The 25021-nt window shown below is 56.1% G+C and carries 28 protein-coding genes and 1 tRNA gene; 17 read left to right on the top strand and 12 right to left on the bottom strand.

Going from position 1 to position 25021, the window contains the following annotated elements; all coding sequences use genetic code 11:
• The first annotated feature begins 22 nt into the window (after nucleotides 1-22).
• On the top strand, nucleotides 23-835 hold the full coding sequence (gene xthA, locus QQF73_RS09260; RefSeq protein ID WP_285367992.1) for an exodeoxyribonuclease III: 813 nt from the start codon (nucleotides 23-25) through the stop codon (nucleotides 833-835).
• 18 nt (nucleotides 836-853) lie between these two features.
• A complete protein-coding gene (locus tag QQF73_RS09255) occupies nucleotides 854-1483 on the top strand; it encodes a TetR/AcrR family transcriptional regulator (RefSeq protein WP_285367991.1) in 630 nt (209 codons plus the stop codon).
• 10 nt (nucleotides 1484-1493) lie between these two features.
• Here QQF73_RS09255 and QQF73_RS09250 read toward each other — a convergent pair whose 3' ends face one another.
• Nucleotides 1494-1910: a phasin family protein gene (locus QQF73_RS09250; RefSeq protein ID WP_219865751.1), complete on the bottom strand. Its 417-nt coding sequence runs from the start codon at nucleotides 1908-1910 to the stop codon at nucleotides 1494-1496.
• Between the two features lie 349 nt (nucleotides 1911-2259).
• On the opposite strand from QQF73_RS09250, the gene QQF73_RS09245 reads away from it, so the two are divergent.
• From QQF73_RS09245 to QQF73_RS09225, 5 genes are all read left to right on the top strand, one after another.
• Nucleotides 2260-2697, top strand: a complete 438-nt coding sequence (locus tag QQF73_RS09245) for a YeeE/YedE family protein (RefSeq protein WP_219865752.1) — start codon at nucleotides 2260-2262, stop codon at nucleotides 2695-2697.
• Between the two features lie 4 nt (nucleotides 2698-2701).
• Nucleotides 2702-3127, top strand: coding sequence for a YeeE/YedE family protein (locus QQF73_RS09240; protein ID WP_285367989.1), 426 nt, complete (start codon nucleotides 2702-2704; stop codon nucleotides 3125-3127).
• Nucleotides 3128-3227: 100 nt separating this feature from the next.
• The gene (locus QQF73_RS09235) at nucleotides 3228-3656 is read left to right on the top strand and encodes a protein tyrosine phosphatase family protein (protein WP_219865754.1); all 429 of its coding nucleotides are present in this window, start codon (nucleotides 3228-3230) and stop codon (nucleotides 3654-3656) included.
• 45 nt (nucleotides 3657-3701) lie between these two features.
• Nucleotides 3702-4811 (top strand): ferrochelatase, encoded by a 1110-nt coding sequence (gene hemH / locus QQF73_RS09230; RefSeq protein ID WP_219865755.1) that lies wholly within the window; start codon nucleotides 3702-3704, stop codon nucleotides 4809-4811.
• A gap of 3 nt (nucleotides 4812-4814) precedes the next feature.
• Nucleotides 4815-5555, top strand: coding sequence for a 5-oxoprolinase subunit PxpA (locus QQF73_RS09225; RefSeq protein ID WP_219865756.1), 741 nt, complete (start codon nucleotides 4815-4817; stop codon nucleotides 5553-5555).
• Nucleotides 5556-5928: 373 nt separating this feature from the next.
• Here the strand turns inward: QQF73_RS09225 and QQF73_RS09220 are convergent.
• A tRNA-Ser gene (locus QQF73_RS09220) sits at nucleotides 5929-6019 on the bottom strand.
• A 209-nt stretch (nucleotides 6020-6228) separates the two neighbouring features.
• On the opposite strand from QQF73_RS09220, the gene QQF73_RS09215 reads away from it, so the two are divergent.
• From QQF73_RS09215 to QQF73_RS09195, 5 genes are all read left to right on the top strand, one after another.
• Entirely contained in the window at nucleotides 6229-6927 is a 699-nt protein-coding gene (locus QQF73_RS09215; RefSeq protein WP_285367985.1) for a Bax inhibitor-1/YccA family protein, read from the top strand.
• A gap of 92 nt (nucleotides 6928-7019) precedes the next feature.
• Nucleotides 7020-7436, top strand: coding sequence for a sulfurtransferase complex subunit TusD (tusD, locus tag QQF73_RS09210; RefSeq protein WP_285367983.1), 417 nt, complete (start codon nucleotides 7020-7022; stop codon nucleotides 7434-7436).
• Nucleotides 7437-7438: 2 nt separating this feature from the next.
• Nucleotides 7439-7789: a DsrE family protein gene (locus QQF73_RS09205; RefSeq protein ID WP_285367982.1), complete on the top strand. Its 351-nt coding sequence runs from the start codon at nucleotides 7439-7441 to the stop codon at nucleotides 7787-7789.
• A gap of 33 nt (nucleotides 7790-7822) precedes the next feature.
• Nucleotides 7823-8104 (top strand): sulfurtransferase complex subunit TusB, encoded by a 282-nt coding sequence (gene tusB, locus QQF73_RS09200; protein ID WP_285367981.1) that lies wholly within the window; start codon nucleotides 7823-7825, stop codon nucleotides 8102-8104.
• A 3-nt stretch (nucleotides 8105-8107) separates the two neighbouring features.
• Nucleotides 8108-8434 carry a TusE/DsrC/DsvC family sulfur relay protein gene (locus tag QQF73_RS09195; protein WP_219865761.1) on the top strand — a complete coding sequence of 109 codons (327 nt, stop codon included), beginning with the start codon at nucleotides 8108-8110 and terminating at the stop codon, nucleotides 8432-8434.
• Nucleotides 8435-8437: 3 nt separating this feature from the next.
• Here the strand turns inward: QQF73_RS09195 and QQF73_RS09190 are convergent, their stop codons facing one another.
• The 3 genes from QQF73_RS09190 to nfuA all read right to left on the bottom strand — a co-directional run bounded on the left by QQF73_RS09190 (nucleotide 8438) and on the right by nfuA (nucleotide 10845).
• The gene (locus tag QQF73_RS09190; protein WP_219865762.1) at nucleotides 8438-8800 is read right to left on the bottom strand and encodes a hypothetical protein; all 363 of its coding nucleotides are present in this window, start codon (nucleotides 8798-8800) and stop codon (nucleotides 8438-8440) included.
• A gap of 37 nt (nucleotides 8801-8837) precedes the next feature.
• On the bottom strand, nucleotides 8838-10037 hold the full coding sequence (locus tag QQF73_RS09185) for a DUF445 domain-containing protein (protein WP_285367979.1): 1200 nt from the start codon (nucleotides 10035-10037) through the stop codon (nucleotides 8838-8840).
• A 220-nt stretch (nucleotides 10038-10257) separates the two neighbouring features.
• Complete coding sequence (gene nfuA / locus QQF73_RS09180) at nucleotides 10258-10845, bottom strand: Fe-S biogenesis protein NfuA (protein ID WP_219865764.1); 588 nt, start codon at nucleotides 10843-10845, stop codon at nucleotides 10258-10260.
• A gap of 243 nt (nucleotides 10846-11088) precedes the next feature.
• Here nfuA and metH point away from each other — a divergent pair, with 243 nt between their 5' ends.
• From metH to QQF73_RS09160, 4 genes are all read left to right on the top strand, one after another.
• Nucleotides 11089-14787: a methionine synthase gene (gene metH, locus QQF73_RS09175; protein WP_285367978.1), complete on the top strand. Its 3699-nt coding sequence runs from the start codon at nucleotides 11089-11091 to the stop codon at nucleotides 14785-14787.
• 40 nt (nucleotides 14788-14827) lie between these two features.
• Nucleotides 14828-15064 carry a DUF2970 domain-containing protein gene (locus QQF73_RS09170; RefSeq protein ID WP_219865766.1) on the top strand — a complete coding sequence of 79 codons (237 nt, stop codon included), beginning with the start codon at nucleotides 14828-14830 and terminating at the stop codon, nucleotides 15062-15064.
• Between the two features lie 389 nt (nucleotides 15065-15453).
• Entirely contained in the window at nucleotides 15454-17106 is a 1653-nt protein-coding gene (locus tag QQF73_RS09165; RefSeq protein WP_219865767.1) for a nitrite/sulfite reductase, read from the top strand.
• Nucleotides 17099-17605, top strand: coding sequence for a DUF934 domain-containing protein (locus QQF73_RS09160; RefSeq protein WP_219865768.1), 507 nt, complete (start codon nucleotides 17099-17101; stop codon nucleotides 17603-17605). The genes QQF73_RS09165 and QQF73_RS09160 overlap by 8 nt, the downstream gene beginning before the upstream one ends.
• 59 nt (nucleotides 17606-17664) lie before the next feature.
• Here QQF73_RS09160 and QQF73_RS09155 read toward each other — a convergent pair whose 3' ends face one another.
• Together QQF73_RS09155 and sohB are read right to left on the bottom strand one after the other, a co-directional pair.
• The gene (locus QQF73_RS09155; protein ID WP_219865769.1) at nucleotides 17665-18663 is read right to left on the bottom strand and encodes a YhdH/YhfP family quinone oxidoreductase; all 999 of its coding nucleotides are present in this window, start codon (nucleotides 18661-18663) and stop codon (nucleotides 17665-17667) included.
• A gap of 23 nt (nucleotides 18664-18686) precedes the next feature.
• Nucleotides 18687-19751: a protease SohB gene (gene sohB / locus QQF73_RS09150; protein WP_219865770.1), complete on the bottom strand. Its 1065-nt coding sequence runs from the start codon at nucleotides 19749-19751 to the stop codon at nucleotides 18687-18689.
• 230 nt (nucleotides 19752-19981) lie between these two features.
• Here sohB and QQF73_RS09145 point away from each other — a divergent pair, with 230 nt between their 5' ends.
• Nucleotides 19982-20296: an SCP2 sterol-binding domain-containing protein gene (locus QQF73_RS09145; RefSeq protein ID WP_219865771.1), complete on the top strand. Its 315-nt coding sequence runs from the start codon at nucleotides 19982-19984 to the stop codon at nucleotides 20294-20296.
• A 68-nt stretch (nucleotides 20297-20364) separates the two neighbouring features.
• Here the strand turns inward: QQF73_RS09145 and QQF73_RS09140 are convergent, their stop codons facing one another.
• The 5 genes from QQF73_RS09140 to QQF73_RS09120 form a co-directional block, all read right to left on the bottom strand.
• Entirely contained in the window at nucleotides 20365-21015 is a 651-nt protein-coding gene (locus tag QQF73_RS09140; RefSeq protein WP_219865772.1) for a multidrug transporter, read from the bottom strand.
• Between the two features lie 4 nt (nucleotides 21016-21019).
• Entirely contained in the window at nucleotides 21020-22726 is a 1707-nt protein-coding gene (locus tag QQF73_RS09135; RefSeq protein WP_219865773.1) for a FimL-related protein, read from the bottom strand.
• A 242-nt stretch (nucleotides 22727-22968) separates the two neighbouring features.
• Nucleotides 22969-23670, bottom strand: coding sequence for a DNA polymerase III subunit epsilon (gene dnaQ / locus QQF73_RS09130; RefSeq protein ID WP_285367976.1), 702 nt, complete (start codon nucleotides 23668-23670; stop codon nucleotides 22969-22971).
• Between the two features lie 27 nt (nucleotides 23671-23697).
• Nucleotides 23698-24141, bottom strand: coding sequence for a ribonuclease HI (rnhA, locus tag QQF73_RS09125; RefSeq protein ID WP_219865775.1), 444 nt, complete (start codon nucleotides 24139-24141; stop codon nucleotides 23698-23700).
• A 15-nt stretch (nucleotides 24142-24156) separates the two neighbouring features.
• Nucleotides 24157-24951 carry a class I SAM-dependent methyltransferase gene (locus QQF73_RS09120; RefSeq protein WP_219865776.1) on the bottom strand — a complete coding sequence of 265 codons (795 nt, stop codon included), beginning with the start codon at nucleotides 24949-24951 and terminating at the stop codon, nucleotides 24157-24159.
• Between the last annotated feature and the right edge of the window lie 70 nt (nucleotides 24952-25021).

Raw genomic sequence — 25021 nt, 5'->3', positions numbered from 1 at the left:
CAACGCCGGAGAATCAGCACCTATGATGTTTGTGTCGTTCAACGTCAACAGTATTCGTACCCGTCTGCACCAGCTCAAAGCCGTCATCAACAGTCTGAAACCGGATTTCATAGGCCTTCAGGAAACCAAGGTCCGAGACGAGGAGTTTCCGGTGGAGGCTGTCCGTGAATTGGGTTATCACGTTCACTTTCATGGCCAGAAAACCCACTATGGCGTGGCACTCTTGTCCCGGATGGAACCTGACACGGTCCTCAAGGGCTACCCCTGGGATGGCGAAGACTCCCAGCGGCGCCTGATTACAGGCCACTTCATGGTAAATGGAGAGCCCCTCACGGTCGTCAACGGCTACTTCCCCCAGGGCGAGAGTCGGGACCACCCGGTGAAATTTCCCGCCAAGGAAAAATTCTATGCCGACCTGATGAAATACCTGGATGACCTGAAGCGACGTGGCGGCCACGTTGTGGTGATGGGCGACATGAATATCTCACCCACCGACCGGGATATCGGGATCGGCGCGGACAACGCAAAGCGGTGGCTCCGCACCGGAAAGTGCAGTTTCCTGCCCGAAGAGCGGGAATGGCTCGGACAGGTCGAAGCCCGGGGATACACCGACGTCTTCCGGCATCTTCATCCCGAGGAATCCGATACCTTCAGTTGGTTTGATTACCGCAGCAAAGGGTTTGAACGCGATCCCCGCCGCGGGCTGCGTATTGACCTGATCATGGCCAGCGACAGCCTGCTGCCGAAAGCGCGTGAAGCCGGTGTTTCGTATGACATCCGCGCCATGGAGCGTCCATCCGATCACTGCCCTGTCTGGGCAAGCTTTGACCTATAGGAGCGCACCGGGCGCGACATGAAAAAAATCAAAACCCGCGACCGTATCCTCGATACCAGCCTGGCGCTGTTCAACAGCGTCGGCGAACCCAATGTGACTACGCTTCTGATCTCCGATGAGATGGACATCAGTCCCGGCAACCTCTACTACCATTTCAAGAGCAAGGGCGACATCGTCGAGGAGCTGTTCGGACGGTTCGAGGCAGAAATGCTGGATCTGCTGGCGGTGCCGAAAGACGTCGACATCAGTCTTGATCAGCAGGGCTTCTTCCTTCACCTGCTGTTCGAGACGGTCGCCCGCTACCGATTCATTTACCAGGATCTGGTGAATGTCCTCTCCCGGTACGACCAGTTACAAACCCGGTTCAGAAGACTGAAAAAGAAGAAGACTGCCGCCTTCCAGGTGATTTGCGAGAGTTTCCGACAGCAGGAAATGATGGAGATTGGCTCGGAGCAGCTTCAGGCATTGTGTGAGCAGTTAACGCTAACTGCCTGCTATTGGTGTAGTTTTGATACGCTTTCTCATCTGAATGACCGGGAATCAGTGGATCCCGGTCGTGGTGTCTACCAGATGATGCATCTGGTGATTCCCTACCTGGCTCCAGACGAACAAAATCACGCCCGTCTGATGAGCCGGGACTACCTCTAGTCCCGGGAAATTATTCTTCCTCGTCGTCCCCGCGTTCGCTCCGAAGGCGCATCAGCTCATTTTCGAGTGCCTCTATCCGCCGCTCCATGGCTTCTATTTCTTCGCGCCGGTGAATACCGAGACGACGGAGAGCACCGGATACCCGCTCATCGAACAGCGTTTCCAGTTTATCCCAGGTGCCGGTCGCGCGCTCCCGGACATCTCCAACCCGATCCTCGACGGACTTGATCTGTTTCTCTACTACGCCACGGGTCTTGTTCTCGAGCTGCTCGCCCTCCTGGACCAGACGATCGAAAAATCGCCCGGTGTCCTCTTCTGCCTTGGTGTATGCCCCGAGGCCGGCCAGCCATATCTGGCGCGCCGAATCCTTGATCTTGGCCGCCAGTTGCGGATCGTTTTCCGGCTTCTTGTCGTGTTCGTCAGACATGTAACAACCTCAGGGGATAAAATATTGCTGGGAGTCCTCATTGTATTACACTGCGAGGCCGATTTCAGTCGGCCTGAAAGGCGCACAGGGAAAGGCCGCAATATAAACAGGCATTCAATATGAAAAAATGTTTTGAAACGAGCCGGGTAGCAGCTTGAAGTGTTCAAAATATGGTCAATACTTCCTGATACCGGTATCCCTGCTGATGCCGGTTTGTCTGGAAGTCTTTCATGGATACTACTCGCACGCCTCTGCCCGGCACCCTGTGCCGGGCTTTTTTTTGTTATTATCGCCCCTATTTATATGCTTATTCCAAAAACCTTCCTTTGAACCACTGTGGAGACTCTGAATGATTGAAATTGCGTGGAGTAACTTTACGCCCTGGTCGGCGTTGGCGGGCGGCATTCTGATTGGGCTGGCAGCAGCCTGCTTTCTGCTTCTTAACGGCCGGATTGCCGGTATCAGCGGCATCCTGGGTGGTCTCCTCGTACCGGGCCGCGGTGACATTGCCTGGCGCCTGGCGTTTCTTGTCGGGCTCATTGGCGCACCCGCTGTGTGGCTACTCGCAGCGGAACTGCCTCCAATTGAAATCAACGCCGGCTATCCAGCGTTGATCATCGCGGGCCTGCTGGTTGGAATTGGCACCCGCTACGGCTCCGGCTGCACCAGCGGCCACGGTGTTTGCGGGCTTTCCCGGCTCTCTGTCCGATCCCTGGTAGCAACCCTCACCTTTATGGGCGCGGGCTTCGTTACCGTCTACATCATCCGGCACCAGTTGGGAGTGTAAAACCATGAGATATCATACCGCTTCGCTGTTGGCCGGGCTCATTTTCGGCCTGGGGCTCATTGTGTCGGGCATGGCCAACCCCGAAAAGGTTCTGGGTTTCCTCGATATTGCCGGGCTCTGGGATCCGTCCCTCGCATTCGTGATGGGTGGTGCCGTCGTGGTGGGCTTGGGGGCCTTTGCGCTGGCGCGTCGCCGTACCTTGTCGTTCCTCGGCTTCTCCATGAAAATTTCCACCAACAACCACATCGACAAACGCCTGGTTGTTGGGGGGCTCGCCTTTGGTGTCGGCTGGGGGGTGGCCGGTTTCTGCCCCGGGCCCGGCTTGGTCGCACTGGGAGCTGGCGAGTTCAAGGCTCTTGTTTTCGTAACATCCATGGTTGCCGGCATGGCGGCGTTTGAAGTCATAGAGCGTCGCCGCACCAAAGCCTGATCAATTCTGTTACTGTCTTGAGCCGCCATTCTGACAGCACCCCATAGCTGTGAGATCATGGCGGCAGTCCCACAGTTAACGACTACGGAGGCGCACGTACATGGAAATCAGAAAGATCGATGACACTATCTCAGTCGCACCGCAAATCTCCGTCGATGATGTCGCTGAGGCGGCACGTCTCGGTTTCAAGACCCTGGTTGCCAATCGCCCTGACCAGGAAGAGTTTGGACAGCCCCCGATGTCGGATATCGAAGCGGCCGCCCGCGAAGTCGGCCTCGACTGGGTTTATATGCCGGTTGAGTCAGGCAACATCACCGACCAGGACGTTGACCGGTTCGCCCCGATGATCCGAGACGCGGAGAAACCCGTATTGGCTTTTTGTCGTTCCGGTACGCGCTGCACAGTGCTGTGGGCTCTGAGTGCTGCCCGGGAAACCTCCGCCCAGGAGATTTTCACCAAGGCCAGGAACGCCGGTTATGACATCAGTGGCCTTGCTCCTCGCATGGCCCAGCAGGCCTCGGAAAAATAGAACCGTCCGGCCCTTCCCAGAAGATCAATCACCAGGATTTCCTCTATGCAGTTCAAAGGTTCAGAGAATTTCAGCCACAACCAACCCGAGCGCCTTGGTGTTCTTGTTACCAACCTTGGCACTCCCGATGCGCCCACAACGTCTGCGCTTCGCCGGTACCTGGCTGAATTCCTCTCTGACCCGAGGGTCGTTGAGCTTCCGCGCCCGCTCTGGTGGCTGATACTGCATGGGATTATTCTTCGTATTCGCCCCAGGCGGAGCGCTCAGGCCTATGCCGGAGTCTGGATGCCCGAGGGCTCTCCCCTGCTGATCCACACCGGAAAACAGGCCGAGGGAATCCGGGAGGCCCTGAAGAAAAAATACGGCCCGAACGTGGTGGTCGGATTCGCCATGCGGTACGGCAACCCGTCGATCCCCAACGTTCTGGATGAAATGCAGGCCCAGGGCGTTCGCAAACTGCTCGTGTTGCCCCTCTATCCCCAGTACTCGGCCTCAACGTCCGCGTCCACCTTCGATGCCATTGCCAAGGACTTCAGTAAGCGCCGCTGGTTGCCGGATTTGCGGTTTATCTCCCACTACCCGGACTACCCACCCTACATCGAAGCGATGGCCAGACACATCGAAGCCCACTGGGCCAACCATGGACGCAACCAGAAGCTCATCCTGTCCTACCATGGTGTGCCCCTGAAATACCTGATGAAAGGGGATCCATACCACTGCGAGTGCCACAAGACATCCCGCCTCCTGGCAGAGCGTCTTGGCCTTGCTGGCGAGGACTATCTGACCACCTTCCAGTCCCGGTTCGGAAAAGAGGAGTGGCTCAAACCCTACACCGACGAAACGCTTAAATCTCTCCCGAAAAAAGGCGTAAAATCTATAGATGTGTTCTGCCCCGGCTTCTCGTCGGACTGCCTCGAAACCGTTGAGGAAATCGATGAAGAGAACCGAGAATACTTCATGGAAGCCGGTGGCGAGGGCTTCAGCTATATACCGGCGCTTAACGCGACCCCAGGGCACATCGAAGCGCTGGTCAGGCTGATTGAGGAGAACCTCCAGGGCTGGCAGATTCCGAAAAACAAACCGGAAAAGCTGGCCAAACGGCAGAGGTTGGCAGACGAACGGAAAGAGGCCACCTACCCTGGCCGGGACATGTGAAAGATGAAGCTGAATTGTGATCTTGGGGAGAGCTACGGAGCCTGGGAAATGGGCCAGGATGAGGCGGTAATGCCCCTCATCGACATGGCCAACGTTGCCTGCGGCTTTCATGCTGCCGACCCCATGGTCATTCGCCGTACCGTTGCGCTGGCCGCAGAACACGAGGTCGAGATCGGTGCCCACCCCTCCTACCATGACCTGGCGGGCTTCGGACGACGCTCCATTGCCCACACGCCGGAGGAGGTCCACGCTCTCATGCTTTACCAGCTTGGCGCGCTGGATGGGATGTGCCGGGCCGAAGGGACCCACATTTCCTACGTGAAGCCCCACGGGGCACTCAACAACGACATGATGCGGGACGACACGTTGCTGAGAGCGGTCGCCGAAGCCGTGGGCACCTATCGTCACAACCTGCCCCTGATGATTCCCGTTACCTGCCGCTATCACGAGCAACAGGCGCTGATAGAAAGCCTTGGCGTGCCGGTACTGCTCGAGGCCTTTGCAGATCGCGCCTACACGGATGAAGGCCTTCTGGTGCCACGAAAACACAAAGGCGCGGTGCACAGTGATCCCGAGATCATTGTGAGCCAGGCGCTATCATTTGCGGAACAGGGAGGGGTAACAAGCATCAATGGCCGCTGGCTGGAACTACCCGCTCACAGCCTGTGCGTTCATGGGGACAACGACAGTGCATTGGCTGCGGTTCAAGCCATCCGGGACGCCCTGAAATCGCCGAGTGCATGAGCCTGCACCACCTCCTCCCCCAGAAGCACCCTTCGGACGCTATGGTTTGTCCCCGGGATCTTGATCGGACAATTCCGGAAAGGACTGGCAGAATGTGCATTCACCCGTATCAACAGCGGCACCTCCGGACTCGACGTACCTGACCCGCTGACTCGCCTGCCCGCGATTCGCGGATACGGAAAACCGACGATTCGTACGGACATCCGACTGTTCGGGTACACTGGAATTCAATTTTTTTTCGCTCACGGGGCCTCCCACTCTTCAATATCACTATCGTGAGGTCTCGGGTTCGTAAACCAAATACGCACAAACACGCGAACCGAATCGCTGAGGCTACATCAAGGGGGAGAATCTGAAACCAGGAAAAGAAAAATGGCGGTGGGCCAGGGATTCGAACCCCGGGAAGGCTACTAACCTTCGGCGGTTTTCAAGACCGCTGCATTCAGCCACTCTGCCAGCCCACCGTTTTTCCATTGCTGCCGTTGCGACAGCGGGGAGCATGATACCGGAATTGCCAACGCTGTCAACGCCCTGCATAAAACCAGCCGGACTTTCTATCATTAACAGGTTTTAATGAAATCCACGGGGCAGTTTCCTGTCGTAAATGATTGAAAGTTGCGTATCTGACACTATGATGGAAGACAGTATCCAGACGTTCACAACGGAGAGCACAATGGAAGACAGACGATTCGGCGTTCAAAACGATCAGGGAGCCTATTCTGCGCCCCAGACGGAGCGCGCGTCCACCGGAATCAGCGCAGATGCAATGAAGGTGTTGCGAAATACCTACATGCTCCTGGGCATGACCCTGGCCTTTTCGGCCCTAACCGCATATCTCAACATGAATGGGGCCCACCCCGGATTTCTGATCACCATCGTGGGTTACATCGGCCTTCTGTTTGCGACCTACAAGCTTAAAAACAGCCCTTGGGGCATTGTTACCACTTTCGCACTGACCGGCTTCATGGGTTACACCCTGGGCCCAATCATCGGCGCGTTTGTGGCAGCCGGCGCCTCCCAGATTGTTGCTCAGGCTTTGACACTGACGGCAGTGGCCTTCCTTGGCCTCTCTGCCACCGCGATCATTACCAAGAAGGATTTCAGCTTCCTGTCCAGCTTCCTGACCGCCGGCGCGTTTGTGCTGATCGGCGCCATGCTGCTGGCCTTTTTTATGGAAAGCTCCATCCTTCACCTGGCGGTTTCGGCTGGCTTCACCGTCTTCGCTTCCATCATGATCCTGTTTGAAACCAGTCAGATCATCAAAGGCGGAGAGCGAAACTACGTCATTGCGACGGTTGGTCTGTACGTATCCATCTACAACCTGTTTGTCAGCCTGCTCCACCTCTTGTCGGCATTCAGCGGCGACGACTGATCAAGGGATCAGCTACTCGCTCAAACAGCCCCGGCTCTTGCCGGGGTTTTTGCATTCTGTAAACTGAAAACTTTCTGGCCAGACCCAACATCATGAATAACCTCGACCCGCATTCCTTTACCCTGGTTATTACCGGCGCGCCCTATTCCACGCAGGCGCCGCAGACCGCCTTGGCCTTCGCCAAGGCAGCCATTGCTGCCGGACATGCCATTGACCGGGTCTTCCTCTACGGTGACGGTGTTCACCTGGCCTCAGCCCTGGTAACGCCACCATCCGACGAGCCGCACTGGCCCAAGAACTGGGCCACGTTTCTTGAGGAACATGAGGTGCCCGGCGTGGCATGCATAGCATCGGCATTACGACGGGGACTGGTGGATGACAAGGAACAGAAACGCTACGAACTGGATGCCAGCAATCTCAGGGCACCGTTTACCATTGCCGGCCTTGGCGAATGGGTTGAAGGCAACATTAAATCTTCCAGGACCCTGTATTTCCATGGAGACCGCTGAGGATGGCGATGCTCATTATCATTGACCAGCCCCCCTATGGTGGCTGGACCGGACGCGAAGCCCTCGATATGGCATTTTCACTGGCGGCGTTTGATCAGCCTGTGAGCCTGTTGTTTATTGGCGCGGGCGTTAACTGGCTGCGTACAGGCCAGAACACTTCCGGCATCGAACAAAAATCCGTTGAGAAGAATCTGGCAGCCGCTCCTGTCTTTGGCATTGAGGATATCCTGGCCGACCGGATTTCCTGTGAGCGGTACGGCATTGCTCCGCCGGAGCTTGCGGACAGTGTGGTGCTGACTGACGCAAATGCGGAGCTCCTAGCACAATATTCCCAAGCCGCGTTTGGTGGCTAGCGCGGATAACGGACTCAGACTCGGAACCTAAGAATGAATGAACTTCATACTCTGCATATTCTGAACAAAACCCCGGACCATCCACGGTTCGGCGAATGCCTTGGGATGCTTGGCCCGGATGACGCCATCGTGCTGATCGAGAATGGTGTGCTCGGCCTCGCCGCAGCAGAGGGTTTTCATTCCGCCCGGGTGTATGCCCTCAGAGACGATGTGGCAGCCCGGGGCCTCTCTGGCGGCACCCAAGCTACCTCACTGGTCGACTATTCGGAATGGGTTGGCCTTACACTTCAGGCAGAACGTGTAATCAGTTGGTGAACCATGGTCAAGAGTCCAAGCCCGGAACGAAACAACGAAGGTTTTCTGGAGGATGCCTGGGCATGGAGCCGGGATACAGCCGAAGAAATTGCGTCCGAAGACGGACTTGAATTATCAGAAAACCATTGGGAAATCATCATGTTCCTAAGGGATTTTTATAAGGAACATGAAATATCACCCCCATCCAACAGGCTGTTTGTCAAAGCCGTGAAGGACGCCATGGGCGAAGAAAAAGGCAACAGCATTTACCTGATGCAGCTGTTCCCCGGGACGCCGGCCAAGACCGCTTGCCGTATTGCAGGCCTCCCTCGCCCCACCAACTGCCTGTAACTGTCAGTCAGCAGGTCGTTGTCCCCGACGTTCAGCCTCAGCCTTCCGCTCAAGGTCTGCCGCACTTCCCAGAAAACTGCTCAGCCCGTTCTCGAAAAGGCCCGAGCCGAATTTCAGGAACTGCCGGGTCGATTCCTTAACCGTCCCGTCCAGCGCGCTCTCGGGAAAACCTTTGATGGTTTCCTCAACGCCACGCTTTACGCCACGGGTCACATTTGGCTCGATCTCCTGTGACGCCTGGATTAGCTCCGCCACTTTCCGGTCCAGATAGGGCCGGACAACCAGTCCCCAGAAACCGGCCTGCACCAGCGCGACCGTGAAGGCCGTGGCCAACACCTGAATCAGTATTACCGCCCAAACCGGCATGGTTCCTCTCCTCGCGTCTAAAAACGCGTGTCGTCAGTTAAAAGCTCAGATGTACCAGCGAGACGAACTGGACCAGTCCCGCCAGAGCGCCGAAAATCCCGCCCACGATCATCAACTGGAGCTCCTCCTCACGGAAGGCGGGACGAAGGATGTCCTGAAACTCTGACGGCCCAAGCGCCCGCATCTGACCCGAAAGCACTTCAGCGACTACGGGAGCACGCTCGCGGTTGAAGGCAGGATCGCTGAAGACGTCTTTCGTCGCCAGCACCGCCTTCTGATTCATCGCCTTCTTCAACTCGGTGTATCCGGTCATCCCGACAGTCACCTGCGCCGTCAGTTTCATAACCACCGAATTATCAAGCAAAGGCCGGAGGTGTTTCTGAATGATGGCGCGTGTCCGGTCGCCATGGCGACCATTGAGCATGGCGTCGGCCACCTTCTCGACCGTAATCAGCTCGTCCGCCACCAATCTCGCCCAGACATCGCTGATCTCGGGCTGTCGGCGCAGGAACAGCCCCTGGACCTTCCAGAAAAGGATTCGTCGGGGCCTGAGCGGGGCAAAAATTAACGTGATGGCCACCCAGTTGGTGAGAAAACCAATAGCAAACCCGCCAACTGGCAACAACCAGGGCTCCGGAAAGCGGATCCACAGCGGAATCAATGCAGCACCCAGAATGCCGCCAATGATGGCGCCCCGGTTAATAACCGATTGCAGTTCCACCGCCCCGGCCTGCTGAAAAATACGGTTCATAAGGTCCGGATGCTTCTCAAGCTCCCTACTGAGCAGGGCCTTCAGATCCACCAGTTCATCAAGATCGTCTCCAAAATCCTCGACCAGCTCCTCGACCCGGGAAGGTAACTGTTCTCTGGCCCACTGGTAGATCCGGTTCTTTACGAACAGCGGCAGGTTATCCCATAGCACCGGCTGAATCTCATACATCACTTCATCGATGTATTCGTCGAGTCTGGGGGTAACCTGAGAGATGACCTGCTCGGCGATGCGCTGGGGTTCAAGCTTGTTATAGACGGAATTCAGGTCACCAAACTGCTGCAAAGTGCGATCAATGCAGATGTGCGCCATTTTTTCTGCTTTACGGGGAATAACGCCTTGCCAGCCCAGTATGCCCACTCCGATAAACTGCACCGGATAAAATGACATCTTGATCGCAAGCCAGTTCGTGAACCAGCCTACGGTGGCCGCCATGATCGGCAGGGACAGAAGCGCTAGGTCGGACAAATGAAACCCCGGTAAAGAATGTGTGGCCGAAGAGAATCCTGGATAGGTTTGACTCAGTAGACCATTGTAGCCGTGTGCTGATTCAGTTTATGTGACTGATAATGAAGTATTTGGAACTTTTGGACATTGGCCGTGAAGCCATCAGAATAGCGGTATTGCGGCAGGTTTTGATCGGAACCCGCCACACCACGATCGGCGGGGCGGGTCAGAAAGACAAGACCTACTGATAGTAGGCGTTTTCGGTGTTGGTGTGGTCCGTCACATCCCGAACGGCGGTTATCTCCGGCACCCGCTCCTTCAAGGTGGACTCCACTCCCTGCTTCAGCGTCAGGCTGACTGCGGAGCAACCCTGGCAACCACCGCCAAAGCGGAGCACGGCAACCGACTCGTCGACGATTTCCACCAAAGAAACGTCGCCGCCATGGGCAGCAAGGTTCGGATTTATTTCGGACGCCAGGATGTAGTTCACCCGATCCGGCAGAGGCGCGTCATCGTCAATCTTTGGCACCTTGGCGTTCGGGGCCTTGATCGTCAGCTGGCCACCCATTTGATCTTTGGAGTAATCAACAAAGGCTTCTTCCAGAAACGGCACTGAGTTGTGGTCCAGGTACAAGGTGAACTTTTCCAGATCCAGTTGTTCATCTGTCGGAACCACTTCATTGGGCGGACAATACGCCAGACAGGTTTCGGCATTCTTGGTGCCGGGCTGGGTTACGAAAATCCGGACACCCATGCCGTCCACGTCCTGCTTCTCAATAAGTTGTGCAAGATAATCCCGGGCGGGATCTGTCACAGTAACCAATGCCATGTTTTCAACCCGTTTGAAAGTTTGAGTCCATTTTAAGGGACTTCGCGCAAACATGAAAGACCAAGTAAAATGGTTGGTCTTTATAGGCGTAATGACTTTCACCTACGACAAAACCTCTGTGCGCCCGTTCAATTGAGCAGATGATAATGGTCATTCGTACTAAGACGGGCTTGCGCATTTTTGCTATTATCCCGCGCCACTGAGATAAATACGCCGTTATAAACGACATCCGGAAGTACTGATATGACCGATCGCAACACCCGTCTGGAACAGCTCCACAAGGCCCTGCAGGAACGCATTGTGATTCTTGATGGCGGTATGGGCACCATGATCCAGAACCTGAAACTGGACGAGGAGGCGTTTCGCGGCGATCGGTTTGCAGATTACGACCGGGAAGTTCAGGGCAACAATGACCTGCTCAACCTGACTCAGCCTGCCCTGCTCCGCAACATTCACGCGGATTATCTCGATGCCGGCGCGGACATTATCGAAACCAATACGTTCAACTCGACCCGTCTTTCCCAGGCAGATTACGGGCTGGAAGCCATCGCCAAGGAGCTGAATGTGGCGGCGGCACAACTGGCCCGGGACATTGCCGATGATTTCACCGCCCGCAACCCCGCCAAACCCCGCTTCGTGGCTGGCGCCGTTGGCCCGACCTCACGCACCGCATCTATTTCACCAGACGTGAACAATCCCGGTTATCGTAACGTCGATTTTCAGACTCTGGTCGACAACTATTACGAAGCCGTGGAGGGCCTGGTTGAGGGCGGTTGTGACCTGATCCTGATCGAGACCATCTTCGATACGCTGAACGCCAAGGCGGCCATCTACGCGACCCAGCAGTATTTCGAAGACAGCGGCATTGAATTGCCAATCATGATTTCCGGCACCATCACCGATGCCTCGGGGCGGACCCTGTCTGGCCAGACAACCGAAGCCTTCTGGAATTCCGTTGCTCACGCAAAGCCCGTTTCCGTTGGCCTCAACTGCGCACTGGGTGCAGACGCCCTCCGTCCTTATGTAGAGGAACTCTCCGCCAAGGCCGAAACCTATGTCAGCGCGCACCCGAACGCCGGTCTGCCCAACGAATTTGGTGAATACGACCAGACTCCAGAAGAGATGGCCGAGATCATCGAAGGCTTCGCGCGGGACGGCTTCCTGAACATCATCGGTGGCTGTTGCGGCTCACGCCCGGATCACATCGAGGCGATCGCCGAGGCGGTGGCCAAGTATCCTCCGCGCCAGATTCCCGTGCGCAAAAAGGCCTTGAGACTGTCTGGCCTCGAACCGTTTACCGGTGACGAAAACACTCTTTTTATCAACGTTGGCGAACGAACCAACGTAACGGGTTCCAAGCGCTTCCTGCGACTGATCAAGGAGGAACAATACGAGGAAGCCCTGAGCGTCGCCCGCGATCAGGTTGAGAACGGCGCCCAGATCATCGACATAAACATGGACGAAGGGATGCTGGAGTCGAAGGAGGTGATGGTCACCTTCCTGAACCTCGTCGCCTCGGAACCGGACATCTCCCGCGTGCCCATCATGATCGACTCCTCCAAGTGGGAAGTGATCGAGGCCGGCCTCCGCTGCACTCAGGGCAAGGCCGTGGTGAATTCCATCAGCCTCAAGGAAGGCGAAGATGAGTTCATCAAGCGGGCAAAAGACTGTATGCGCTATGGCGCGGCCGTCGTTGTAATGGCCTTTGACGAACAGGGCCAGGCCGACACATACGAACGCAAGACCGAGATCTGCAAACGCTCCTATGACGTGCTGATGGGCATCGGATTCAATCCCGCTGACATCATCTTTGACCCCAACATCTTCGCCATCGCTACCGGCATCGAAGAGCACAACAACTACGCCGTCGATTTCATCAATGCCACCCGCTGGATCCGGGAACACCTGCCCCACGCCTCCATCTCCGGCGGCGTCAGTAACGTGTCGTTCTCCTTCCGGGGCAACGACGTGGTGCGCGAGGCAATTCACTCGGTCTTCCTGTACCACGCCATCAAGGCCGGCATGAACATGGGCATCGTCAATCCGGGACAGCTGGTGATTTACGATGAAATCGATCCTGAACTCAAGGAACTGGTCGAAGACGTTGTTCTGAACCGCCGGGACGATTCCACCGACCGGCTGCTGGAGATTGCCGAACGGTTCAAGGGCAAAGGCGGAAAAACCCAGGAAGAGGACCTTGCCTGGCGCGAATGGCCGGTAGAGAAACGCCTTGAGCATGCGCTGGTTAAAGGCATCACCAACTACATCGTCGACGACACCGAGGCTTGCCGCCAGAACGCCTCCCATCCCATCGAGGTCATCGAAGGCCCGTTGATGGACGGCATGAACGTGGTTGGTGATCTGTTCGGTGACGGCAAGATGTTCCTGCCCCAGGTGGTGAAAAGCGCGCGGGTGATGAAACAGGCAGTCGCTCACCTTATTCCGTACATCGAAGCCGAGAAAACCGAGGACCACAAGGCCAAGGGCAAAATCCTTATGGCCACCGTTAAGGGCGATGTCCACGACATCGGCAAGAACATCGTGGGCGTGGTACTCCAGTGCAATAATTACGAAGTGATTGATCTGGGCGTGATGGTGCCCTGCGACAAAATACTTGAAACCGCCAAGAAAGAAGGCGTAGACATTATCGGTCTCAGCGGCCTCATCACGCCGTCGCTGGACGAAATGGTTCATGTGGCCAAGGAGATGCAACGCCTGGACTTCAACATTCCATTGATGATTGGGGGCGCCACCACCTCCAAGGCACACACAGCGGTCAAGATTGAGCCCCAGTACAAGAACGACATCGCTCTGTATGTATCTGACGCCTCGCGCTGTGTGAACGTCGCCTCCCAGTTGCTGAGTAAGACCGGCAAAGACGGTTTGGTGGAAGCCGCTCGCATCGAATACGACGAGATCCGCGAACGGCGCAAGAACCGGGGCGACCGCACCAAACTGGTCTCTCTCAAGGAAGCGCGGGCGCGGGCACCGGAAATCACCTTTGACGGTTACACCCCACCAAAACCCGCGTTCACCGGAATCAAGGTGTTCGAGGAATATGACCTGAACGAACTGGTGGAGTACATCGACTGGACGCCTTTCTTTATCTCGTGGGATATCTCGGGCAAATACCCCGGCATCTTTGACGATCCCAAGCGGGGCGAAGCCGCTCGAAGCCTGTTCGACGACGCCCAGAAAATCCTGCGCCAGATGATAGATGAAAAGCGGATTACCGCGCGGGCGGTTATCGGTTTCTGGCCGGCCAGCCGTCGGGACGATGACATTGTGGTCTACAAGGATGAAACCCGAAGCGAAGAGTTGACCATACTCCACCACCTGCGCCAACAGGATGAGAAGGCGCCGGGGAAACCGATGATGGCGCTTTCGGACTTCATTGCACCGGAGGGCTCCGAGGCCTGTGACTACGTTGGCGGTTTTGCGGTCACGACCGGTGTTGGTGCGGAAGAGTTCTCCCTGGAATTCAAAGACCGCCACGACGACTACAACGCCATTATGGTCAAGGCGCTGGCTGATCGCCTCGCCGAAGCCTTCGCCGAGCGCATGCATGAACGGGTTCGAAAGGAATTCTGGGGCTATGCCAACGATGAGAAGCTGAGCAATGAAGATCTGATCAAGGAACGGTACCGTGGAATCCGCCCTGCTCCGGGATATCCCGCATGCCCGGAACATACGGAAAAGGCGACTCTGTTCGAACTGCTGAACGCCACGGAAACCACCGGCATTGAACTGACCGAACACTTCGCCATGTTCCCCACTGCAGCGGTTTCGGGCTGGTATTTTGCCCATCCGGAATCAAAGTATTTCGCGGTCGGGAAGATTGGCGCGGATCAGGTTGAAGACTATGCTGAACGCAAAGGTATTTCGAAGGCGGAAGCAGAGCGTTGGCTGGCGCCCAGCCTTGCCTACGATCCGGCTGAATAATTCGAACGGTCACTCATCATTCGCAACCACAGGCGATGCTATGGCAGATCCGTCAGGCAGAGAAGAACATAAAAATGGCAAGCCCGGTGGCCCGGGCGTATTGAAAGTCATGCAGAGCATTCTCGCCGGCGCTTTTGGCGTCCAGTCAGACAAGCGCCGGGAGGAGGATTTCTCAAGCCACAGCCCCTGGCCTTACATCATCGCGGGGATTCTCTTCACCGCAGGTTTCGTAATTGGGCTGATCGTGATCGTGCAGATGGTGTTGGCCAGTCAATAACCTACTGACCAGATACCCACACAACGGCGAAAGCAACGGCGAGCAGTACCAGCAACACGGCGGCGACAGCGTCAGCCTGACTGTCTGAATGCGCAGATTTTTTCATTGTGCTTTCCTCTTTCGGATCTTTTACTCGTGGATCTTTTTATTATTTGCATAGGCTGATGAAAATTACTTCAGCCCAGCTCTCAGTAAAGCCTTAAAATTGACATCCGTCCAGTTTCCCGCGCTCCCGCTTATCGCCTCAATCGATAAACATATTTTGAAATAATCATTTTAAGAATAAAAACACGGTGCTATCCTCCCGGGCAGATATAAGGCCCGACTTCCTGGATTTCAGAATTTGTTTTCGGAAGGCCGTAACGACGCTTTAAAGCAGGACGTTCCCTATGTACGTATACGACGAACATGATCGGCGAATCGCTGCCGAACGGGTTGCCCAATTCCGTGACCAGACAGAGCGCGCCCTGGCCGGTGAACTGGCCGAAGATGAGTTTTTGCCACTTCGCCTCCAGAACGGGCTTTATGTCCAGCGCCTCGCGCCAATGCTCCGGATTGCGGTTCCATATGGCATGTTGCGGTCAGACCAGTTGCGTCGGCTGGCGCGGATTACCCGCGATTACGATAAGGGCTACGCCCACTTCACAACCCGACAGAATGTCCAGCTGAACTGGCCGGCACTTGAAGACGTTCCCGACATTCTCGCCGAGCTCGCCGAAGTGGAAATGCATGCCAACCAGACCAGCGGCAACTGTATTCGGAACACCACGACCGACCAGTTTTCCGGTGTGCAGTCAGACGAAATTGCAGACCCTCGCCCCTACTGTGAAATCATTCGCCAGTGGTCCACATTCCATCCGGAATTCGCCTTTCTGCCACGCAAGTTCAAGGTAGCCGTTAATGCGTCCGAGAAAACCGACCGGGCAGCTATCCAGGTGCATGACATTGGTCTGCAGATGGTTCGGAACGATGCGGGCGAACTCGGTTTCAGGGTTCACGTTGGTGGCGGCCTTGGCCGCACCCCGATGGTTGGTCCTGTGATTCGTGAGTTCTTGCCGGAACTGGACTTGTTGACCTACCTCGAAGCTGTACTGCGCGTTTATAACAGGTACGGTCGTCGCGACAACAAGTTCAAGGCGCGTATCAAGATTCTGGTCAAGGCCCTGACTCCGGAAGCTTTTGCGGAGAAGGTGGAAGCCGAATGGGCGCACATCAAGGATTCGCCTACACGCCTGACCCGCGATGCCATTGATCGGATTCAGTCCTATTTCACGGAGCCTGACTATACGGCCACCGATAATGCGACCGATCTGCTGGCGAAGCAGCGCTTTGAAAATCGGGAGTTCGACCAGTGGCTGAGCCACAACGTCGACACCCACAAAAAGCCAGGGTATGCGATTGTCACCCTGACCATGAAGAAGACCGGCACACCGCCGGGCGACGTCACTGATCGCCAGCTGGAACAGATCGCCGAACTGGCCGATGAGTTCAGCTTTGGAGAGGTCCGCGTGACCCACCAGCAAAATGTGGTTCTGGCTGACGTCCGTCAGGACCGGCTACTGGAACTGTGGCAGGCCGTAACCCCCATGGGCTTTGGCACCGCTAACCTTAACACCCTTACCGATGTTATCTGTTGCCCCGGTGGTGATTACTGCGCATTGGCAAACGCCAAATCGATCCCAGTGGCCGAAGCTATTCAACGCCGGTTCGATGATCTCGACTATCTGTACGATCTGGGCAACATTGACCTGAACATCTCAGGTTGCATGAACGCCTGCGGGCATCACCACGTCGGCAACATTGGCGTACTCGGTGTCGATAAGAAAGGCGAGGAGTTCTATCAGATCAGCCTGGGCGGGTCATCCCATCACGACGCCGCCATTGGCAAGATCCTCGGCCCCTCGTTCGCCCGTGACGATATGCCCGAGGTCGTCGCCAAGATCATCGATGTGTACGTCGACAAGCGTACCGAGGAAGAAACCTTCCTCGATACCTATCGCCGTGTTGGAATTGATCCCTTCAAGGAGCGGGTTTATGCCTGATGTAATTTTCCAGGATGGCAGCATCCAACGTGATGACTGGACCGTCGTGCCCCGCCCCGCTGAGGGCGAATCCCTCAAAATTCCAGAACAGGGTAAGGCGCTGATTCCCGCGGACCTCTGGCTGGCAGGCTACGAGCATTTTGCCGGCAACTACTCCGTTGGCGTCTGGTTTGATAGCCACGACGAGCCGGAGATACTTGAAGGCAAGGTCAACGAACTGCCCGTCATTGCCGTCAACTTCCCGAAATTCAGTGACGGGCGCGGGTACAGTATCGCCCGGTTGCTGCGTGAACGCTTCGGGTATGAGAACGAACTGAGGGCCATCGGTGATGTCCTGCTTGATCAATTGCAGTTCATGAAGCGCTGCGGCTTCAGCGCGTATGCCTTGCGCCCGGACAAGGATATTAAGAAAGCCGTTCGCTGCCTCAATTTCTTTAGCCAGGGCTACCAGGCAGCAACAGATACGGATGTTCCTCTGTTTCGCCGGCGAGCTTCCTGAACGGAACCGGGCCCCGACAGAGACAAGAAAAGCCTGCCACGCGTGGCAGGCTTTTTTATTTAAAGGCTATGATCAAGAACAATCTTTCCAGCCGAGGCACCTTTCAGGAATGCCTGCAGAGCTGGCTCCAGACCAGACCGTCCGATGTCTTTGGCCGACGCTTCGGTTTTCGGGCAGGCCCACTCGCCGGAAAATTTATCCCACACTGACTGTTTCTCCGTAAGCGAGATCTCCACCGAGTCTACGCCGAGCAGATTGACTCCGCGCAGGATGAACGGAAGAACGGTGGTCTGGAGCTGAGGCCCGGCCACAAGCCCGCAACAGGACACGGACCCACCCGGCTTGATCTGTTTCAGGAGCTCCGCCAGAGGGGTACCCCCGACAGTATCTACGGCGTTTCCGAAAGCCGGTTTAACCAAAGGCTTTTTCTCTTCGGCCAAGGTATCACGGCCAACCACCTCAGTAGCTCCCAGTGCCTTCAGGTCATCAGCATGATCTGACTTGCCACTGATGGCGACAACTTCAAATCCCAGTTTGGCCAACAGCTCGACCGTGACGCTGCCGACGGCACCACTGGCGCCGGAAACCGCAACTGGCCCCTGGGACGGGTTAGCGCCCATGGTGAGAAGCTTCTGAACACACAAACCCGCCGTCAGACCGGCCGTTCCGTAGATCATGGCCTTACGCGCATCCCAGCCGGCCGGCATCGGGACGCACCAACCGGCGGGAACGCGAATGTACTCGCCAAATCCACCATCGGTATTCATACCCAAGTCATACCCCGTGACAATTACCTTGCTGCCCGCAGAGATGTCCGGGGAGGAAGACTCAACCACCTCGCCGGCCGCATCGATACCCGGGGTATGAGGAAAAGTTCGGGTCACGCCCTTATTACCGGACGCCGACAAAGCGTCCTTATAATTGAGGGAGGAATGCGAAACCCGGATCAGTATCTCGCCGTCCGGGAGATCGCTCGTATTGAGGGTCTGTTCGCTACCTACGTACCGCCCGTCCTTTTCCTCGACGCGCCAGGCTTTAAAATCGGTTTTCGTTGGCATGGTTATCCCCCACCCTGCAGATGCTATTGCATGTTTTGGTTCCGAAAGGCACTGAGTACCCGCCAGATCGTGTGCTCAAGGGCAGCGCTGGTCGCCAGACCCAGCTTTTCCGGGAGCGACCGCTTACGCTGGTACGTCACTGAGACTACGTCCGCCCGGTCACAGGCTTCAATGAGATATTCGTCGGAGGTTTTGATTTCATCAATGAGGTTGACGTCCAGCGCCCGCTTACCGAACCAGATGTCCCCGTTGGCAACCGCGCCTATGTCGACGCCCGGACGACGCTCACTTACGTATTCCTTGAATAGCACATGGGTGTCTTCCAGGTCTTCCAGAAACTTTTCCCGCCCCTTTTCAGAATTCTCACCAAAGATGGTCATGGTCCGCTTATGCTCGCCCGCAGTAAGCACTTCGAAGTCAACATCGTTCTTTTTCAGGAACCGATGGAAATTGGGTAATTGAGCAACCACACCAATGGAGCCCAGGATAGCGAATGGTGACGCGATGATTCGGTCTGCCACACAAGCCATCATGTAACCGCCACTGGCCGCGACTTTGTCAACGCAAGCCGTCAGCGCAATCCCCTTGCTGCGAATCCGGTCCAGTTGTGCGGCCGCCAGCCCGTAGGAATGCACCAAACCGCCACCGCTCTCAAGGCGGATCACCACTTCATCCCGCTCGGGATCGGCGACACTCAGGACTGCTGTGATTGACCGACGCAGAGGATCGGTATCGCTGGCCTTGATGTCGCCGTCAAAGTCGAGAACATAGACCCGTGATCGGGTTTCTTTATCAGCAGTCCCTTCTTTCTGCTGGGCCTTTTCAGCTTTTTTCTTCGCCTTTTGTTCTTTTTTCTGGCTCTTCTCGTAGGCCTTGCGTTCGGAATCCGACATCAATCTGGCCTGAATGGACTCGCGAAGCCTGGTGTATTTCTCATTCAGCTTTCGGATTTTCAACTCGCCTTCCCCGCCATGATCGTCACGGTCCTTATGGGCTGCCGAAATGATGACCGCGACTACGACGATCGCCGCCACCGCAAAGGTGACAACCTTGGCTAAAAACAAACCGTATTCTGTCAGGAACTCCAAAGTGCTTCTCCGTGCGATTGTGAAAACGTCAAAGTGTAACTTACCGAATTTATAGTGATAAGAAGAGAAAAATAATTAAAACAAGCGTTCGATCGAGCTTGACACAACCTGCCACTAACCATAAAGTCGGATGGCGAGGTCGGCTCCAGACCGGCTCCCATTCTGCGGTACCGCGCGAGGGAGATCTAAGCCGTCGCCATGACAAGACAATCATCACAAAGGGTAGAACAATGTCGGTAGCTCAGGTATTTGAACAACTCGAACAGAACTTTAACGCAGACGCTGCGCAGGGCCTGGACCTGGTATTCCAGTTCGACATCGAGGACGACAAGACCTATCACCTGGTCATTAACGATGGCACCTGCAAGCAACACGAAGGCGCTCACGATGACCCTTCCGTTACCCTGATCATGAATTCCGAAACCCTGCACGGCATCGTTTCCGGCGAAACCGACGGCATGCAAGCATTCATGGCCGGCCAGCTGCGCGCTGAAGGCGACATGATGTTGGCCACCAAGCTGGGCGAGCTGTTCAAGATGGGCTAACTGCCCCGGCGAAGGCTCACAAAAAAACCTGCGCACTGCGCAGGTTTTTTTCGTTCAGAACGTCCGTTTTACTGATCCCACTCCTGCACCGCCTGGCGAGCTTGCTGGTTTACCGGAACAGCAACCAGGCCCGAAGCAGAGAGACGCACGTCAAACAACGCACCGTCCCGCATCGGCATGAAAGTCGCATTGCCGTAAACGCCCTCAATGAACGGCATGTTGAATTCCTGATCCAGCGCCCACAGATCCGGCCAGGTCACCTCGCCAAGACTGACGACCGATCTGGGTTGGGAGCGCTCCTGTTCTAGTGACGTATAACGTCCGCCCAGCCGCTCCAGACGATACCCCGGAGCAATACCGATCCAGCGCAAGGGGCCGGAAAACCGGATTATCCGGGCATCTACCTGCCACTGATCACCGCTCAACGTTTCGACGAATGGGGCGGCGTCGTTCCGTGGCTCAAGCGTCACTCGCCAAAGCTGGTCATCCTGACGCTGGGTCGAAATGGTCGCAACTGTCTGCATCCCTTCCAGCGATTGATACCCTGCCAGGTTGACGGCGATGATCAACACATAGGCGCCCAGCAGCATCAGGCCAAAGACCGCCATCCCTTTTAGCCAGCCAAGCAACCAGCGCGGGCGCAAGAAGAACAAAAGCCCGATGATAACCAACAGCCCTCCGCAGGCTGCCAGAACGATGGTTGCAAGCTCGTTGGACATTGCTTCAGAGACCTACATCAGTCAGGGAGGTTTGCGCCAGCTTCAAAAGATCGACATTACGGTCTTCCCGCTTGCCGATGCTCTCGATGTAATATTCCAGCGAGGTGAGTGCATCCGCCAGCGCTTCGAGCACTTGCATGGGGGGAGCTTCACGGGAATCCAGCAGGCGTTCCTGAATGGAGGAAGCCACGCGCTCCAATACACTCGCCGCACCTGGGTCGTCCACCATCTGCAGACCACCCCAGATGCTGTGGAGAGTCGCAGGCAGGTTGGCCAGATGCAGCTTGTCGTAATCCGACTCCATGAATGCGGTGATTGCGCGTTTTGCGAGCGTCAACGCGCTACGCGCTTCGTCCGCTACCACAAACAGCGCTTCGCGCAGATAGACAGACTCATCCCGGTTTCGCTGGCCACTGGCCAACGCGTCCGTTTCGGAGGTGATACCGCGAGTTACTATCTGCATGATCGCGTCTTCGATACCCAACACCGAATCGGCAAGACGGTACAGTTCGTCATCACCCGGCAGCCGGGATTCCTCTTCCCATTTCCGCAGCCTTGAAGCCTCCTCGCGGGATACTGCTGCAAGCTTGTTCAGGTCCAGCATCAGCAGCGTGTTGGCAAGGCGCTCAAGCGTTCCAGCGATGGAAGACAGTTCGGCAAGATCCGGCTCAATCCCACGCTCGATGATGTCCAGCTTGTCCTTTAACTGATTGAGTTCGTCCTGCAGGGCATCGGAAAGGGATTTCAGGACGTCGCTGCCCGGTCCATAAAGCCTGCGGGCGTGAGCCTCAAGCATGGCATCGGGGAATTCGGCCGGCGTCAGACGGTAGCTCGACAGAACGCTGGTAACTTCCGGGTTGGCCGATCCGCTGCGATAGAGGAGATAGATGAGGTCTCGAACCAGTGAATCCGGCGCATCCTTGGCGGTCGCGACTTTGCCGACGTACACCACTTCGCGGGCGTACTTTTCAATACGCATGAACATGCGCTTACGGGCCTTGGTGAAGACCATGGCCCTGTCCAGCATGGTATCGGCGACAATCGATACGAGACACCACATCTGCCCCATGGGGGCACCCTGACACAACCGAGCCAGACCGCGCGCCGACCGTCCTACCAGCTTTTTGCTCACGACGTCATTGCGGTCTTTAAGGATGCCAAGCAAGGCCACCTGAAAGGTCAGGCGCATCCGGCGTGCCAGAATTTCGTACTCGGCCTCATTGCCATCAAAAGGCTGAACCTGGATACCGGCGCAAAAATCGGGGCGTTCCTTGACGTCAACATCGAAGAAGCAGGACTCAGGGTATGGCTTTTCCCGGCGGGCTTCCCGCAAGTCATTGATCACCGGCAGCAACAATTCCGGATGATCTTCCCTTTGCTGATGATAGTACTCGACATACCGGCGAAGGATAAACAGTGCACTGTTCAGGGTAGTCAGGAGGATGTTCTTGTCGTCGTTTGCGCCAACCGGGACATCGTTGGCCATGCTGACCGCTTCCTGACACAGCAGGGTGCCGCCACGAAGCTCAACCAGAATGAAAATTCCCCGGAGCTGGTTGATGAAGTCCACGCAGTTCTGGAGATCTTCACCACTCTCACGGTTTTCCTGAAAGCGTTCAAGGCTAGATTCTGCCTGTCTGATGGTCTGTTCTATTTCATTTTTGACCAAATCAAACGACTGCGATTTCGTCGCCAGAGACGATTGAACCATAAACGCTTCCTGTTAGTGTGCGGAGACTACCGCTTCCTCATAGTGACTATTGCCTGTCGGACGAATTGACAGGCTTTCTTGTTATAAGCCGGATCAAGCCTTCCCGGCCAGTAATGCCCCTAAAACAGGGTTCAGTTCGCAAAAAACTGGCGAACTTATCATTACTTATAACATAAAACTCAAGTACCTCAAGAAAGCGGGAATGTAACAATTGGTACAGACTGACGCAGTTCTCACCCTACCTAACTGAGTTTTCCCCAGACTGTTTCACCGGCCTTTTTTTCCAACATCGCCATGAATTCATCGTGGGCAGCGCTTTCGTCATCGGAGGCCCTTATCACCGACAGCGCCGCGCGGTCTTCGGCTAACCTACGAATGCCACTGCTGCTACCACCCTCCTCAGCACCAGCGTCAAGGGAGAGCGCGGTCTGGCCACCGGTAAGAAGCAGGTACACATCGGCCAATATCTCGGCATCCAGCAAGGCACCGTGCAGGTCACGGTTACTGTTATCAACGCCATATCGCTTACAGAGGGCATCGAGATTGTTCTTTTGCCCCGGATGCCTTTTGCGGGCAATGGCCAGGGAATCGACGATGCCGCAATAATCGGCGGTCTTCCTCACGGGTTTCAGTCGCGCAAATTCCGCATCCATAAAGCCGACGTCGAACGCCGCATTATGAATAACCAGCTCCGCACCTTTGATAAACCCAAAGAACTCGTCAGCGACTTCCGCAAACCTCGGCTTATCCGCCAGGAATTCGTTCGTAATCCCGTGCACAGTAATCGCTTCTGCTTCGACTTCCCGCTCCGGATTGATGTAAACATGGTAATTACGACCCGTGAGCTGCCGCTCCATCAGCTCCACGCAGCCAATCTCGATAATCCGGTGACCCTCGGACGGATCAATACCGGTGGTTTCGGTATCCAGTACTATCTGTCTCATAATGCACACTGCTCAATAAAATCGTTCTCAGGCTTTCGCGAGTTCCGCAACACCACGGTTGGCCAACTCGTCCGCCAGTTCGTTATCCGGGACACCTGCGTGACCCTTGACCCAATGCCAATTGATCCGGTGCCGGGCCACCTCGGTGTCGAGTTCCCGCCACAGGTCTTCGTTCTTGACCGGCTTCTTGGCCGACGTTTTCCAGCCATTGCGCTTCCACCCCGCCATCCATTCGGTGATGCCTTTGCGGACATACTGGGAATCGGTGAAGAGTTCGACTTCACAGGGACGCTTGAGCGCTTCCAGCCCCCGAATCGCTGCCATCAGCTCCATTCGGTTGTTGGTAGTCTCCGCCTCTCCGCCATGCATCGTCTTCTTGACATCCCCATACCGCAATACAACGCCCCAGCCGCCCGGTCCGGGATTGCCCTTGCACGCCCCGTCGGTATACAAAATCACCTTACCGGCCATCGTGTCTCCTGTCGGTTAATCAGTCTTGCCTGGCGCATACTGCCTACGGGCGCACCCCCTGGATGCTCCGATTGTTCTGGTTCCCGAGAGTGAAATGACCTTTGCCTGTCGCCAGGCAGGCTTTCTGGGAATACCGGCGTAAACGCGTTTTTTCGCAAGGATACAGTAATAAGCGCCGACAGGCAGGATTCTGTTACCCCCGAGTTTTGCGTCGAGCCGGCTTCGGGCTTTGCGACCACTCCTCTGGAGAGGAAGCCGAAAAAAGCGGGTCACCGATGCTTCCACATTGAAACCCAGCAAGTGCAGCCAGTCCTCCATTCTCCCGCGCAGCATGAATCGCCCACCCCAGGGTCCGTCTCGATGGCGGGAAGCCAGCTTTCGGACCCCCCAGAGACTCACGGGATTAAAGCCGATCAGAGCAATGGTCCCCTCGCCTCGCAAAACCCTCGCTGCGTCGCGCAACACATCATGGGGATAGCGACTGAAATCCGCGCTGTGGTGAAGCACAACAAGGTCCATGGAATCGCCCGGAAACGGTAATTCATGGGCGTCACAAACCGCCACACCGTCCGGAATGTGGGGATACCAGCGGGGCGTTGTCATGATCCTCTGGGCGAAATCGGTGCCGGTCGCCAAGGGTAGGCGATGACTGACGCCAACCTGGAGCTGACGTGCACCCGTCAGGTGGCTCAATTCGTGGTCAAGCATCCTTCTCTGGTCCGCCAGCAATGCCCGACCGAGGGGCGTCCCGAACCACCGTTCAAACGTCTCGTGACGCTCCGGATAATCAATCGCTCCAGACTTGCTCACACTGTGTTACCCCCGCAACCGGAGCCCACTGTTGGGGCCCTGTATCTAATGGACTATCATATCAGTCACA

This window comes from Marinobacter albus, from assembly GCF_030238305.1.
GTDB lineage: Bacteria > Pseudomonadota > Gammaproteobacteria > Pseudomonadales > Oleiphilaceae > Marinobacter > Marinobacter albus.
Note: the sequence above shows the minus strand (reverse complement) of the source record. Positions and strands in the feature narration are given on the sequence as shown.

What these genes read in the sequence shown, in the direction of transcription:
- QQF73_RS09215 (WP_285367985.1), top strand. Translation starts at nt 6,229, where the DNA reads ATGGAAGACAGACGATTCGGCGTTCAAAACGATCAGGGAGCCTATTCT.
- QQF73_RS09160 (WP_219865768.1), top strand. Translation starts at nt 17,099, where the DNA reads ATGCCTGATGTAATTTTCCAGGATGGCAGCATCCAACGTGATGACTGG.
- QQF73_RS09225 (WP_219865756.1), top strand. Translation starts at nt 4,815, where the DNA reads ATGAAGCTGAATTGTGATCTTGGGGAGAGCTACGGAGCCTGGGAAATG.
- QQF73_RS09255 (WP_285367991.1), top strand. Translation starts at nt 854, where the DNA reads ATGAAAAAAATCAAAACCCGCGACCGTATCCTCGATACCAGCCTGGCG.
- QQF73_RS09190 (WP_219865762.1), bottom strand. Translation starts at nt 8,800, where the DNA reads ATGCCGGTTTGGGCGGTAATACTGATTCAGGTGTTGGCCACGGCCTTC.
- QQF73_RS09250 (WP_219865751.1), bottom strand. Translation starts at nt 1,910, where the DNA reads ATGTCTGACGAACACGACAAGAAGCCGGAAAACGATCCGCAACTGGCG.
- QQF73_RS09165 (WP_219865767.1), top strand. Translation starts at nt 15,454, where the DNA reads ATGTACGTATACGACGAACATGATCGGCGAATCGCTGCCGAACGGGTT.
- QQF73_RS09170 (WP_219865766.1), top strand. Translation starts at nt 14,828, where the DNA reads ATGGCAGATCCGTCAGGCAGAGAAGAACATAAAAATGGCAAGCCCGGT.
- QQF73_RS09155 (WP_219865769.1), bottom strand. Translation starts at nt 18,663, where the DNA reads ATGCCAACGAAAACCGATTTTAAAGCCTGGCGCGTCGAGGAAAAGGAC.
- rnhA (WP_219865775.1), bottom strand. Translation starts at nt 24,141, where the DNA reads ATGGCCGGTAAGGTGATTTTGTATACCGACGGGGCGTGCAAGGGCAAT.
- QQF73_RS09145 (WP_219865771.1), top strand. Translation starts at nt 19,982, where the DNA reads ATGTCGGTAGCTCAGGTATTTGAACAACTCGAACAGAACTTTAACGCA.
- QQF73_RS09135 (WP_219865773.1), bottom strand. Translation starts at nt 22,726, where the DNA reads ATGGTTCAATCGTCTCTGGCGACGAAATCGCAGTCGTTTGATTTGGTC.
- metH (WP_285367978.1), top strand. Translation starts at nt 11,089, where the DNA reads ATGACCGATCGCAACACCCGTCTGGAACAGCTCCACAAGGCCCTGCAG.
- QQF73_RS09240 (WP_285367989.1), top strand. Translation starts at nt 2,702, where the DNA reads ATGAGATATCATACCGCTTCGCTGTTGGCCGGGCTCATTTTCGGCCTG.
- QQF73_RS09140 (WP_219865772.1), bottom strand. Translation starts at nt 21,015, where the DNA reads ATGTCCAACGAGCTTGCAACCATCGTTCTGGCAGCCTGCGGAGGGCTG.
- nfuA (WP_219865764.1), bottom strand. Translation starts at nt 10,845, where the DNA reads ATGGCATTGGTTACTGTGACAGATCCCGCCCGGGATTATCTTGCACAA.
- xthA (WP_285367992.1), top strand. Translation starts at nt 23, where the DNA reads ATGATGTTTGTGTCGTTCAACGTCAACAGTATTCGTACCCGTCTGCAC.
- tusD (WP_285367983.1), top strand. Translation starts at nt 7,020, where the DNA reads ATGAATAACCTCGACCCGCATTCCTTTACCCTGGTTATTACCGGCGCG.
- hemH (WP_219865755.1), top strand. Translation starts at nt 3,702, where the DNA reads ATGCAGTTCAAAGGTTCAGAGAATTTCAGCCACAACCAACCCGAGCGC.
- QQF73_RS09245 (WP_219865752.1), top strand. Translation starts at nt 2,260, where the DNA reads ATGATTGAAATTGCGTGGAGTAACTTTACGCCCTGGTCGGCGTTGGCG.
- tusB (WP_285367981.1), top strand. Translation starts at nt 7,823, where the DNA reads ATGAATGAACTTCATACTCTGCATATTCTGAACAAAACCCCGGACCAT.
- QQF73_RS09205 (WP_285367982.1), top strand. Translation starts at nt 7,439, where the DNA reads ATGGCGATGCTCATTATCATTGACCAGCCCCCCTATGGTGGCTGGACC.
- dnaQ (WP_285367976.1), bottom strand. Translation starts at nt 23,670, where the DNA reads ATGAGACAGATAGTACTGGATACCGAAACCACCGGTATTGATCCGTCC.
- QQF73_RS09195 (WP_219865761.1), top strand. Translation starts at nt 8,108, where the DNA reads ATGGTCAAGAGTCCAAGCCCGGAACGAAACAACGAAGGTTTTCTGGAG.
- QQF73_RS09235 (WP_219865754.1), top strand. Translation starts at nt 3,228, where the DNA reads ATGGAAATCAGAAAGATCGATGACACTATCTCAGTCGCACCGCAAATC.